The following is a 12249-nucleotide window of genomic DNA, read 5'->3' as shown; positions in this document are numbered from 1 at the left end:
CCTCACCCCTGGAGCCGCCGCCTGGTGTTGCCGAGGTGCACGCGCATGGCGGCACGCGCCGTCTCGGCGTCGCCCGCGATGACGGCGGAGGCGACGTTGTCGTGCTCGCGACGGACCCGGTCGACGTGGGTGGCGTCGGTGAGCGAGAACTCCTCCGGCAGCCGGGTGCGCGGGAGCATGATCATCATCGGCCCGATCGAGTCGATGAGCTCGAGGTAGAAGCGGTTGCCGCTCGCTGCGGCCACCGCGCGGTGGAACGCGAAGTCGGCCTCCACGGCGTCCTCGGGACCGGCCGCCGCGAAGGCGTCCAGGGCGTCGCGCACGGCGTCCGCGGCCGCCGACGAGCGGTCCCGCGCGGCCAGGTACGCCGCCTCGCCCTCGATGCCGAGCCGGAAGTCGATCATCGCCAGCACGTCGGCCTGGCTGCGGATCGCCGACGCCTCGACGGTGAACGACGTCGGCTCGGGCATCGCGAGCACGAACGACCCGCGGCCCTGGAACGTCTCGACCAGGCCCTCGGCACGCAGCCGCGTGACCGCCTCGCGGATCACGGTCCGCGAGACGGCGTACTCCTCGATCAGCTCGTTCTCGGACGGGAGCTTGGCCCCGGCCGGGAGCGAGCCGTCGAGGATGTGTGCCTTGAGGCCGGCGACGACGGTCTGGGCGAGCGTCGTGGGTGCTGTGCTCACTGGCCGAAGGTAGCGGTCTCCTTGGTCAGGGATCGCATCTTGTCGCTGAGCGTGAAGCCCAGGCCGGGGCGGTCGGGCACGAACATCTGGCCGTCGCGGATCTCGATGCGCTCCTCGAAGAGCGGGTTGAGCCACTCGAAGTGCTCGACCCACGGCTCCGTCGGGTACGCCGCGGCCAGGTGCAGGTGGATCTCCATCGCGTAGTGCGGGGCCAGCGCGAGACCGGCGTGCGCGGCGAGCGTCGCGAACCTCAGGAACGGCGTGATGCCGCCGATCCGCGGGGCGTCCGGCTGCACGATGCCGCGGTAGCCGGCGTCGATGAGCGCCATGTGCTCGGGCACCGAGGTCAGCATCTCGCCGGTCGCGATGGGGGTGTCGAAGGTGCGCGAGAGGTCGGCGTGGCCGACGGCGTCCCAGGCGTCGAGCGGCTCTTCGATCCAGACCAGGTCGAACTTCTCGAGCTCGCGGCACATCCGGCGGGCGCGGGCCCGGTCCCACTGCTGGTTGGCGTCGACCATGAACGGCGTGTCACCGAGGTGCTCCCGGATCGCGGCGACCCGGCGGAGGTCCTCGGCCCAGTCGGGCTGGCCGGCCTTGATCTTGATGCCGCCGATGCCGGACTCGAGCGAGGCGGTGGCCTTCTCCTTGATCTCCTCGACCGATGCCTGGAGGAAGCCGCCCGAGGTGTTGTAGACGCGGCACGAGTCGCGGTGCGCACCGAGCAGCTTGGCCAGCGGCAGCCCGGCGCGGCGCGCCTTCAGGTCCCAGAGCGCGACGTCGAGCGCCGCGACCGCCTGCGTCGCGACGCCGCTGCGGCCGACCGAGGCGCCCGCCCACATCAGCGACTCGTAGATCTTGGCGATGTCGGAGGGGTCCTGGCCGATCGCGACCTGGGCGACCTCGGCGAGGTGGGTGTACTGCGCCGGGCCGCCGGCGCGCTTGGAGTAGCTGAAGCCCATTCCTTCGAAGCCCTGCTCGGTCGTCACCTCGACGAAGAGCAGCACGGTCTCTGTCAGCGGCTTCTGCCGGCCGGTGAGCACCTTGGCGTCGCTGACCGGGTTGTCCAGCGGCAGCACGACGTGCGACAGGGTCAGGCTGCGGATGCGGTCGGCGGCCATGGCGGGTTCTCCCTCGATGCGATAAGTTGTATGACGAGTTGGAAACTTATCCCACAAGTGGCGAGGAGTCCAGAGGTGACGTCGACCCGACAGGTGCCGCGGTGGCGCGACCTCGAGCCCTTCCTCAAGGCCCGGCCGATGCACCGGAACCCCACGCAGCGACGGCTCTCCCGCTGCCTCAGCGTCGACGACCTCGAGCGCCTGGCCAGGCGCCGGGTTCCCGGCGCCGTCTGGGACTACGTGTACGGCGGGTCCGACGGCGAGCACGCGCTGGCCCGCAACCGGGCGGCATTCGACCGGGTCGAGCTGCGGCCGACCGCGTTCGGCCAGGTCGCCGACCCCGACGTGACGACGACGATCCTCGGGCGGCCCGCCGCGGCCCCGGTCGTGCTGGCGCCGACCGGCTACACCCGGCTCAGCCACCACAGCGGCGAGGCCGCGGTCGCGGCCGCTGCCGCAGAGGCCGGGCTCCCCTACACGCTGTCGACGTACGCCACGACGTCGATCACCGACGCGGCGCGGGCGGCGCAGGGCGGCCGCAACTGGTTCCAGCTCTACCTGATGAAGGACCGCGCGGTGAGCCTCGCGCACCTCGAGGAGGCGCGCGAGCAGAAGTACGAGGCGATCGTGCTGACGATGGACACCACCGTCACCGGCATGAAGCGCAAGGACAAGAGCAACGGCTTCGCGATCCCCCCGCAGCTGACGGCCCGCACGATGGCCGGGATGGCGCGGCACCCGGGCTGGGTGACCAACATCCTCACCACCGAGCCGCTGCGGTTCGCGACGTTCCCCGAGGGCTCGACGTACGGCCGCTGGGGCATGTCCAACCAGCTGCGCGAGCAGGCGATCCGCCCGACCGACATCGGCTGGCTCAAGGAGCAGTGGGACGGACCCGTCGTGGTCAAGGGCATCCTCTCGGTCGCCGACGCGCTCGCCGCGGTGGACGCCGGCGCCGACGCGCTCGTCCTCTCCAACCACGGCGGCCGGCAGCTCGACCGGGCGCCGGTGCCGCTCGAGCTGCTGCCCGAGGTCGTCGACGCGGTCGGCGACCGCACCGAGGTGTACGTCGACTCCGGGGTGCGGTCTGGCGGCGACGTCGCGGCCGCGCTCGGGCTCGGTGCCCGCGGCGTGATGATCGGTCGCGCGTACCTCTACGGCCTCATGGTCGGCGGGCAGCGCGGTGTCACCGCGACCCTCGACCTGCTCGTCGACGAGCTGCGCCGCGCGATGTGCCTGATGGGCACGCCGGACGTCGCGAGCATCGGGCCCGAGCACGTCCGGCTGCGGACCTCGTGAGGTCAGGCCGGGACCGGCGTGACCAGCGTGCCGTCGGTCAGGAACTGCTCGACGTTGGCGAGCGCCAGCTCGAGCATCGCGGCGCGCGTCTCGACGGTCGCGCTGCCGATGTGCGGCAGCAGCACGACGTCGTCGCGCCCCAGGAGGGCGTCGGGCACGTGCGGCTCGTCGGCGAAGACGTCGAGGCCCGCTCCGGCGATCCGGCCCTCCTCGAGGGCGGCCACCAGCGCGTCCTGGTCGACGACCGAGCCGCGCGAGACGTTCACCAGGACGCCGTCCGGTCCGAGGGCGTCGAGGACGTCGGCGCCGACGAGGTGCCGCGAGCCCTCGCCACCGGCCGCCGCGAGCACGAGCACGTCGCTGGCCCGGGCGAGGTCGACCACGCTGGCGGCGTACGGGTAGCGGACGTCGGTGCGCTCGCGCCGGTTGTGGTAGCCGATCGTGGTGTCGAACGCCTCCAGCCGCCGCGCGATCGCCAGGCCGATCCGGCCCAGGCCGACGATGCCGACGCGGCTGCCGCTGACGCGCCGGGCGAGGGCCGGCATCCGGCCCTCGACCCACTCACCCCGTCGCACCAGGCGGTCGGCGGCGGAGAACCCGCGCATCACGTCGATCACCAGCCCGACCGCGGTGTCCGCCACGCAGTCGGTCAGCACGTCGGGGGTGTTGGACACGGCGACGCCGCGGCGCGTCGCCTCGGCGACGTCGGTGGAGTCGTAGCCGACGCCGAAGTTCACGACCGCCCCGAGCCCCGGCAACCGGTCGAGGTGCTCGCCGCGGACGCCCCAGATCCCGCTGGTCACCGCGACCGTGGCGCGGGCCGGGTCCGCGTGCTCGTCCAGGGGCACCGCGGCGTACCGCTCGCGGAGCGCGGCGTCGAGCTCCGCGCGCATGTTGCCGACCATCACCACTCGTCCCTCGGTCACTGCGTGACCGTAGGCAGCGGGCACCGGCATCGTCCATTGCCGATCGGGCATCACGGGAGGGCGGCGCGATGGGCCTGCTGATCGGCTTCACCACGATCATCGTGGTGATCCTGGCCGGCCTGGCCCTGGCCCACGCCGGCGTGCTCGACGCACGCTCGCAGCGCACCCTCGGGGAGATCGCGTTCTTCGTCGCCTCCCCGGCGCTGATGGTGGTGACGATCGGCAAGACCCACGTCGGCGGGGCGGCGACCAACCTCGTCGCCTCGGCCGCGGCGCTCGCCGCGAGCTTCGCCGTGTACGCCGCGATCGCCCGGCTCCGCTGGCGCCTCGACGCGGGCTCGGCGCTGATCGGGTCGCTGGCATCGTCGTACGTCAACGCGGGCAACCTCGGCCTCGCGATCGCGGCGTACGTCGTCCGCGACATCACCGTCGTGGTGCCGACGCTGCTCGTGCAGATGCTCGTGGTGCAGCCGATCGCGCTCGTCGCGCTCGACCGGCGTGCCGGGCGTGGCCGCGGCTCGCTCGCGATCGTGCGCCGGCTGGTCACCAACCCGCTGACGATCGCGGCCCTGCTCGGGCTCGTGCTCGCGACCACCGGCTGGACCCTGCCGACGGTCGTGCAGCAGCCGCTCGACCTGCTCGCCGGGGCGGCGATCCCCCTCATGCTGATGTCGTACGGCGCGGCGCTGCGGCTGAGCCCGCTGCCGGGGCGGGCCGGGCACAACCGCGAGGTCGTGACGGTGACGCTGCTCAAGCTCGCCTTCATGCCGGTCGTCGCCTGGCTGGTCGCGACCGCCTTCGGGCTCGAGGGGCCGGTGCTGCTCGGGGTCGTGCTGACCGCGGCACTGCCGACAGCGCAGAACATCTTCCTGCACGCCACCCGCTACCGCGTGGGCGAGGACGTCGCCCGCGAGAGCATCCTCGTGACCACCCTGTGCAGCCTCCCGGTCGCACTGCTGGTCGCGGTGCTGCTCGGCTGACACCCGACCGGAGGGACCATGACCGACCTGATCGACCGCCTGCACGCCGCCCTCGGCGACGGCGCGGTGCTGACCCACACCGACGACGTCGCGCCGTACGTCGCCGACTGGACGGGGCGCTTCCGCGGCGCGGCCGTCGCCGTCGTCCGGCCGGCGGACACCGAGCAGGTCGCGGCCGTCGTCCGGATCTGCGCCGAGGTCGGTGTGGCGGTCGTGCCGCAGGGCGGCAACACCGGACTGGCCGGAGGCGCGACCCCGCAGGGCGGCGAGGTGGTCCTCTCGCTGGAGCGGATGCGCCGGGTCCGCGCCGTCGACCCGGTGGCCGACACGATCACCGTCGAGGCCGGTGTCGTGCTGCACACCGTGCAGGAGGCGGCCCGCGAGGAGGGCCGCCTCTTCCCGCTGTCGCTGGGCTCCGAGGGCTCCTGCACCATCGGCGGCACGATCGCGACGAACGCGGGCGGGACCTCGGTGCTGCGCTACGGGATGATGCGCGACCTGGTGCTCGGGCTCGAGGTGGTGCTGGCCGACGGGCGGGTCTGGGACGGGCTGCGCCCGCTGCGCAAGGACAACACCGGGTACGACCTCAAGCAGCTGTTCATCGGCTCGGAGGGGACGCTCGGCATCGTCACCGCGGCGGTGCTCCGGCTGCTGCCGGCGACGCCTCGGCGCGCGACCGCCCTCCTCGCCCTGCCCGGCGTCGAGGCCGCCGTGGAGCTGCTGCCGCTGCTGCGCGAGCACGGCGGCGGCCTGCTGACGGGGTGGGAGCTCCTCAACCGGCAGGCCGTCGACCTGGTCCTCGTCCACCTGCCGGGCGCGCGCGACCCCTTCGGCGCTCCGCACCGGTGGTACGGCCTGGTCGAGCTCGCCGGCACGTCGAGCGAGGTCGACGACCGGCTGGCCGCCGCTCTCGAGGCCGCAGCCGAGCGGGACCTGCTCATCGATGCGGTGGTCGCCGGCAGCCCGGCCCAGCGGGCCGCGCTCTGGGCCCTGCGCGAGGGCGTGTCCGAGGCGCAGAGGTCAGCAGGCGCGTCGGTCAAGCACGACGTCACCCTGCCGATCGCCGCCCTCCCCCGGTTCGTCGCCGAGGCCGGCCCGCGGCTCAACGCCCTGCTGCCCGGCGTACGCCTGGTGACCTACGGCCACGTCGGCGACGGCAACCTGCACTACAACCTGAGCGGACCCGCCGCGGACGCCGGCGCGCTCGCCCCGGCCGCTGCCGAGCTGACCCGCGTCGTCTACGACCTCGTCGCCGCCGGCGGCGGCAGCATCAGCGCCGAGCACGGTCTGGGCGCCCTCAAGCGGGACGCCGCAGCTCGCTACAAGTCCGACGTCGAGCTCGACCTGATGCGCGCCGTCAAGGACGCACTGGACCCAAGCGGCCTGATGAACCCGGGAAAGGTCCTTGCCCAAGGGCACGAAAAGTCTCCGATCGGGTGAGCGCGGGCCGCCTCTGCCGGACTACGCTCGACTCCAGACTCGGGGTCACGGGCGGCCCGGGCGGTCGGTGAAGTGGGGGAGCTGACCGTCCTGGCCCTCCGCTGTCGCTCGTCACGAGGTGCTCGTCGTCCCCTCCAGCGGGCGCTCGAGCAGGCGGGTCCCGCCGCCGGGGAACGACACCGTGGCGCGGATCGGGAAGCCGAGTGGCGACCCGGTGCCGGCGCCGACCCGCTTGGTGTGAGTGCCGATGAACCACGTCCACTCCACCCAGCCGCTGGTGTCGGCGGTCTTCGTACCGAGCCCCTTGGCCGAGCTGCGCCGGCCGCTCGGATACACCACCGAGAGCGAGCACGTCGCGCCCGGGGCCGTCCTCGCCCGCACCCGGCAAGCGCTGCCGATGACCGCCCGGCCGATCGCGGCGCCGTCGAAGACCAGCACGTTGAGCTTGTTCATCACCTGGTCCAGGTGCTTGGCCGAAGCCCGTTCCGGGCCCGTCGTGTTGCCGGCGAAGTGCAGGCCCACGGCGCGGTTCGTCGTCAGCTCCATCCAGATCGAGCCGGAGTCGCCGGGCAGGCTCATCTGGCCGCTCGCCGGCACCGACGTGTCCGGCACGATGGTGAACCCGCCGCTGTTCATCCCGTCGATCACGCCCCAGGTGACGCCGGTGGTCAGCCCCGACTTCATCACCTTCTTGCCGAGCTGGGCCGGCGCCCACCCGGTCACGTCGCCGACGCCGTACATGTCCAGCGTCCACGCACGGTTGCCGATCGAGCAGACCGCACAGTCCAGCGCGACGTCGAGACGCGTCACCGGACCGAGCACGTCGGGCGCCTGGTTCGGGCCCGGCTGCGACATCAGGTCGCCGCGCACGGCAGGCGCCAGGTCCGGGGTGCGGTTCATCACGTGGTTGTTCGAGATCGCCAGCGGCTGCAGCGTGTCTCGGTCGAACACGATCATCCCGAGGGTGCCCCCGCCGGCACTCATGACGTTGGCGAGCCGGACGCCGCCGCGCACCGGGACGTGCACGGCCGTGCGCGGGATCGCCTGCTCCTCCGGCGTGAACTCGATGACGTCCACCGGGACGCCGTCGATCTCGTCCGGCACCCGGTCTGCGACCTTCAGCCCGCGCAGGCTGCGCTTGCGATCGACGTGGACGCGCAGCGCCAGTCGACCCGACGGAGCGCCGTCGGTGAACTCGAACCCGAAGTCGACGTCGTGCACGTTCGGGAAGCCGAGCAGGCGCTTGCGATGCCTGCGCAGGAGACGCTCCATGCGCTGCTGCTCGTCCTCGGACACCTCGTAGAAGTCCATCGCTCGTCTCCCTCGACGACTCTCGGCACTCATTCATGAGAGCCGGGACACGCGCTGGATACGCCAAGACCCAGGAGCAGGCCCCGGAAACGGGCAGGCCCCGATCCGAGGGAGCCGACCGGCCGTTACTGCCGGGACAGCGCGACCCGGAGACGTTCTTCGGGATCGATGAAGTGGTCATGGTCGTCGGTGCCGAGGTCGAGCTGGACCCAGTGCAGCCTGCCGGTGAAGCGGGAGCCCTGCGCGGAGTAGTCGGCGGTGACGGTGGTTCCGGATTCGTAGCCGATGTCGGTGGTCTCGTCGGCAGAGAAGATCATCGGCTGAGTGGCCTCAACGCGGCCGGAGCCGGACCTGTCGCCGTCGTAGAACAAGGTGACGTCTCCCCCCTTGGCCAGCCCGCCCCCGTCGTAGTCGAACTCCATCCGGACCTGGTGCCGGCCCTCCGGCACCGGGCGGTCGGCTCGAGTGGTGAACTCGCGGATGCCGAGCAGGTTGTAGGTGAACGAGAGGACACCGTTCTTCGCGTAGAGGGCCCAGCCGCCGAACCGGCCACCCTGAGCGATGATCACTCCGTCGACACCGACCGGGACATCGGCCTCAGCGGTGACCGAGAACGACTTGTTCTTGATGTTGACCACGCTGTTCTCCGACAGCCGCCCCATGCCTGGGAAGAACAGCTGGGACCTGCCCCGGATCAGGGTCGGCCGCCCCGCCAGGTCGGGATTGAGGCGCTCACCGGTCCGGTCGTCCATCGGCAGCACGTTGTACTTGGTCGCCTCGATCAACCACAGCCGCTGCAGCTGCGCCAGCCTCTCGGGATGCTCGGCGGACAGGTCGCGGGCCTGGCTGTAGTCCTGCACGCCGTCGTAGAGCTCCCACACGTCGTCGTCGAACGCGCGGACATCGGGATCGATGAGCAGCCACGGTGTCTTGTGCTTCGTCACCGCGCTCCACCCCCGGTGGTAGATGCCGCGGTTGCCGAACATCTCGAAGCACTGCAGGTCGTGTCGTTCGGCGGCGTCCGGGTCGTTGAACGCGTACCGCATGCTGGTGCCCTCCATCGGCGACTGCTGGACCCCGTTCACCGACGTCGGCTCGGGCAGGCCCGCCACCTCGAGCACCGTCGGCGCCACGTCGATGACGTGGGTGAAGTGCGAGCGCACCCCGCCGCCCTCCTCGATCCCGCGCGGCCAGTGCACGATGGTGCCGTTGCGAGTGCCGCCCCAGTGCGAGGCGACCTGCTTGGTCCACTGGAACGGCGCGTTCATGGCCCACGCCCACCCCACCGAGTAGTGGTTGTAGGAGCTGGGCGAGCCGAACTCGTCCATCTTGCTCGCCATGAACTCGGGCGTCTCGATCTCGGCCATCCCGTTGAAGTTGGCCATCTCGTTGAAGGCGCCGTTCATGGTGCCCTCCGCCGAGGCACCGTTGTCGCCGATGACGTAGTAGACCAACGTGTCATCGAGCACCTCCAGGTCCTCGAGCGCATCGATCAGCCGGCCCACCTGATGGTCGGTGTGCTCCAGGAAGCCCGCATAGACCTCCATCTGACGCTCGAGCACGGGCGGCAGCTCGTCCGGCATCTCCTCCCAGGCAGGGATCAACGGGTTGCGTGCCGTGAGCTCCGCGTCGGCCGGAACCACACCGAGCGCCTTCTGGCGGGCCAGCGTCTGCTCGCGCTGGACGTCCCAACCGTGGGAGAACCGGCCGTCGTACTTGTCGATCCACTCCTTCGGCACGTGGTGGGGTGCATGCGTGGCCCCGGGGGCGAAGTAGACGAAGAACGGCCGGTCCGGCATCAGCGCCTTCTGCTGGCGCATCCAGGACACCGCGCGATCCGTGAGGTCCTCGGTGAGGTGGTAGCCCTCCTCGGCCGTGGCCGGCGGGTCGACCGGGGTGGTGCCGTCGTACAGGGCCGGTTCGTACTGGTTGTTCTCCCCGCCGATGAAGCGTAGAACGTCTCAAACCCCCCGCCGCCGGTGGGCCACGCGTCGAACGGCCCCATCGGGGAGGTCTCCCAGACCGGGACCTCGTGGCACTTGCCGAACTGGGCGGTCGAGTACCCGTTCAGCTTCAGCGTCATCGCCAACGGCGCCTTGGTGTTGGGCCGCACCGAGCTGTTGCCGGGCGCGGAGGTAGCAGTCTCGGTGATCGAGCCCATCCCCACCGAGTGGTGGTTCCGACCGGTCAGCAGCGCCTGCCGGGTCGGGGCGCACAGCGCCGTGGTGTGAAACCTGTTGAAGCGCAACCCGCCAGCAGCCAACCGCTCCGCCGTCGGCGTGTGGCACGGTCCTCCGAACGCGCTCGACGCGCCGAACCCGACGTCGTCGAGGAGGATGATCAACACGTTCGGGGCACCGTCAGGCGGCAACAGCGGCTCGATCGGGGGGAAGGAAGTGTCCCGATCCTTGGCGTCGTAGGTCGTCAGCCGCGGAGCCGCACGGGCCGGGATCGGCAACATCGCCCGCGCGTGCTGATCAGCGCTCATCGAACCCTCCCGGGCGCTAGGACTAATAGGTCCCGAGACCACCGAACCTAGGACGACGGCGCACTCCGCCACCTCACCCGATCCGGACGAACCCGACTCGAACCGACGGTGCCACCCACTCGGACGACGACGTCATCGACCCTCACCCGTCCCGCGGCCCGCCGGGCAAGGAGGTCGGGGGGTGCACTGCGGGCTGCGCGCCCGGTCCGGCGTAGCCATCTGGAACTCGCGTCAATGGCCTCCGCGGCCAGAGCAGCCGGGCGGGTTCGAGTCGCTGCCGGACGCGCTGGCAGCGACTGGCGAAGTGCGGAGAGCCCATCTCGTCTTCCTTGGTTCGGATGACGGGATAGGCCCTGACCAGCGGTTTTGGTGGAGCTGAGGGTGTGTTCATTCAGGACATCCCGGACTGATCTCTCAAGACATCCCGGACTGAATCAGCCGGTGGTGTCAGCGCCCGGTCCGAGGCTGCGGGCGTGTCGAAAGCGCGCTTGGTCATCACCGCGATCGAGGTCGAGGGTCGCACTGTCGCCGAGGTGATCGCCGCCTACGGCGTCTCGAAGTCATGGATCTACGAGCTCCTCACCCGTTACCGGATGGAGGGCGAGGCCGCGTTCGAGCCACGGTCGCGACGGCCCCACACCAGCCCGACCGCGATCAGTGACCGCGCGGTCGAGCTGATCGTCGGGCTGCGCAAGAGGCTCACCGAGGTCGGCCTGGACGCCGGCCCCGACACCATCTCCTGGCACCTCAAGCACCATCACCAGATCAAGGTCTCCACCGCGACGGTGTCCCGCACGCTGACCCGGCAAGGGCTGGTCGAACCCAGTCCGAAGAAGCGACCCCGGAGCTCCTACATCCGCTTCCAGGCGGCCATGCCGAACGAGACCTGGCAGTCCGACTTCACCCACTACCGACTCACCATTCCCGACGGCTCAGCGAGAGCCGACACCGAGGTGATCACCTGGCTCGACGACCACGCCCGCTACGCGCTGCACGTGTCCGCCCACCCACGTATCACCGGCCCGATCGTGGTCGACACCTTCACCAAAGCTGCAGGTCAGCACGGCTACCCCACCTCAGTGCTCACCGACAACGGCATGGTCTACACCACCCGATTCTCCGGCGGCCGGGGAGGCCGCAACGGGCTGGAGTCCGAGATACGACGCCTCGACATCGTGCAGAAGAACACCCGCCCCAACCACCCCACCACGACCGGGAAGGTGGAGCGGTTCCAGCAGACCATGAAGAAGTGGCTGACCGCCCAACCTGCCCAACCAGCCACACTGGCCGACCTCCAGACCCTCATCGACACCTTCGTCGCCGAGTACAACCACCGCCGCCCGCACCGGTCACTGTGAACCGCCCCGGGATGTCCGGAGACTTCATTAGTTGGAGGATGAAGTCATGGCACGTCCCAGCAAGTACCCCCAGGAGCTGCGTGAGCGCGCGGTGCGGGCGGTGGCCGAGTCGGTCGCGCAGGGCGAGTACCCCTCGGAGTTCGTGGCGATCCGCAACATCGCGGGACAGCTCGGGCTCGGGTCCCCCGAGACGCTGCGCAAGTGGGTGCGGCAGGCCGAGGTCGATGGGGGCAGGCGTCCGGGGAAGACGACCGAGGAGCTGGCTGAGATCCGGGAGCTGAAGAAGAGGGTCGCCGAGCTGGAGCGGGCGAACCAGATCTTGAAGTCGGCCTCGGCTTTCTTCGCGGCGGAGCTCGACCGCCAACCCAAGTTCTGATCGAGTTCATCGATCAGCATCGCGACCTGTACGGAGTCGAGCCGATCTGCCGGGTGCTCACCGAGCATGGCGTCAAGATCGCTCCGTCGACCTACTACGAGGCACGCAACCGGGCCCCGTCGAAGCGTGCGCTGCGTGACGTCGAGATCCTCGAGCTGATCCGCGAGGCGCGCGAGCACCGGTTCCGTGCCCGGTTCGGTGCCCGGAAGATGTGGCTCCACCTGCGCGCACAGGGCCATGACGTGGCGCGGTGCACCGTCGAGC

General features: G+C 70.9%; 10 protein-coding genes, 1 pseudogene and 1 other annotated feature. Of the genes and pseudogenes, 6 read left to right on the top strand and 5 right to left on the bottom strand.

What is annotated here, in order from left to right; all coding sequences use genetic code 11:
- Window positions 1-2 precede the first annotated feature (2 nt).
- Window positions 3-689 carry a FadR/GntR family transcriptional regulator gene (locus tag ACFQQI_RS00350; RefSeq protein WP_378556204.1) on the bottom strand — a complete coding sequence of 229 codons (687 nt, stop codon included), beginning with the start codon at window positions 687-689 and terminating at the stop codon, window positions 3-5.
- On the bottom strand, window positions 686-1807 hold the full coding sequence (locus ACFQQI_RS00345; RefSeq protein ID WP_378556201.1) for a mandelate racemase/muconate lactonizing enzyme family protein: 1122 nt from the start codon (window positions 1805-1807) through the stop codon (window positions 686-688). The genes ACFQQI_RS00350 and ACFQQI_RS00345 overlap by 4 nt, the downstream gene beginning before the upstream one ends.
- A gap of 75 nt (window positions 1808-1882) precedes the next feature.
- Between ACFQQI_RS00345 and ACFQQI_RS00340 the strand changes: the two genes are divergently transcribed.
- The gene (locus ACFQQI_RS00340) at window positions 1883-3106 is read left to right on the top strand and encodes an alpha-hydroxy acid oxidase (protein WP_378556197.1); all 1224 of its coding nucleotides are present in this window, start codon (window positions 1883-1885) and stop codon (window positions 3104-3106) included.
- Between the two features lie 2 nt (window positions 3107-3108).
- Here ACFQQI_RS00340 and ACFQQI_RS00335 read toward each other — a convergent pair whose 3' ends face one another.
- Window positions 3109-4032, bottom strand: coding sequence for a 2-hydroxyacid dehydrogenase (locus ACFQQI_RS00335; protein ID WP_378556194.1), 924 nt, complete (start codon window positions 4030-4032; stop codon window positions 3109-3111).
- A gap of 68 nt (window positions 4033-4100) precedes the next feature.
- Between ACFQQI_RS00335 and ACFQQI_RS00330 the strand changes: the two genes are divergently transcribed.
- The gene (locus tag ACFQQI_RS00330; protein ID WP_378556191.1) at window positions 4101-5012 is read left to right on the top strand and encodes an AEC family transporter; all 912 of its coding nucleotides are present in this window, start codon (window positions 4101-4103) and stop codon (window positions 5010-5012) included.
- 18 nt (window positions 5013-5030) lie between these two features.
- The gene (locus tag ACFQQI_RS00325; RefSeq protein ID WP_378556188.1) at window positions 5031-6452 is read left to right on the top strand and encodes an FAD-binding oxidoreductase; all 1422 of its coding nucleotides are present in this window, start codon (window positions 5031-5033) and stop codon (window positions 6450-6452) included.
- Between the two features lie 111 nt (window positions 6453-6563).
- Here the strand turns inward: ACFQQI_RS00325 and ACFQQI_RS00320 are convergent, their stop codons facing one another.
- Both ACFQQI_RS00320 and ACFQQI_RS00315 read right to left on the bottom strand, forming a co-directional pair.
- Entirely contained in the window at window positions 6564-7763 is a 1200-nt protein-coding gene (locus ACFQQI_RS00320) for a hypothetical protein (RefSeq protein ID WP_378556185.1), read from the bottom strand.
- A 125-nt stretch (window positions 7764-7888) separates the two neighbouring features.
- Window positions 7889-10224 (bottom strand): annotated as a pseudogene (locus ACFQQI_RS00315) (arylsulfatase).
- 500 nt (window positions 10225-10724) lie between these two features.
- Between ACFQQI_RS00315 and ACFQQI_RS00310 the strand changes: the two are divergent.
- The 3 genes from ACFQQI_RS00310 to ACFQQI_RS00300 form a co-directional block, all read left to right on the top strand.
- Complete coding sequence (locus tag ACFQQI_RS00310; protein WP_378556182.1) at window positions 10725-11609, top strand: IS481 family transposase; 885 nt, start codon at window positions 10725-10727, stop codon at window positions 11607-11609.
- A 46-nt stretch (window positions 11610-11655) separates the two neighbouring features.
- On the top strand, window positions 11656-11985 hold the full coding sequence (locus ACFQQI_RS00305) for a transposase (protein ID WP_378556179.1): 330 nt from the start codon (window positions 11656-11658) through the stop codon (window positions 11983-11985).
- Window positions 11943-12071 (top strand) — a sequence feature (AL1L pseudoknot). Its footprint overlaps the gene before it by 43 nt.
- A partial coding sequence (locus tag ACFQQI_RS00300; RefSeq protein ID WP_378556176.1) for an IS3 family transposase occupies window positions 12039-12249 on the top strand: 211 nt, incomplete at its 3' end. It overlaps the preceding feature by 33 nt.

It is taken from the genome of Nocardioides sp. GCM10030259 (assembly GCF_042666375.1).
Taxonomy (GTDB): domain Bacteria; phylum Actinomycetota; class Actinomycetes; order Propionibacteriales; family Nocardioidaceae; genus Nocardioides.
Note: the sequence above shows the minus strand (reverse complement) of the source record. Positions and strands in the feature narration are given on the sequence as shown.

Coding starts and splice junctions, on each gene's coding strand:
- ACFQQI_RS00330 (WP_378556191.1), top strand. CDS start 4,101: ATGGGCCTGCTGATCGGCTTCACCACGATCATCGTGGTGATCCTGGCC.
- ACFQQI_RS00320 (WP_378556185.1), bottom strand. CDS start 7,763: ATGGACTTCTACGAGGTGTCCGAGGACGAGCAGCAGCGCATGGAGCGT.
- ACFQQI_RS00325 (WP_378556188.1), top strand. CDS start 5,031: ATGACCGACCTGATCGACCGCCTGCACGCCGCCCTCGGCGACGGCGCG.
- ACFQQI_RS00305 (WP_378556179.1), top strand. CDS start 11,656: ATGGCACGTCCCAGCAAGTACCCCCAGGAGCTGCGTGAGCGCGCGGTG.
- ACFQQI_RS00345 (WP_378556201.1), bottom strand. CDS start 1,807: ATGGCCGCCGACCGCATCCGCAGCCTGACCCTGTCGCACGTCGTGCTG.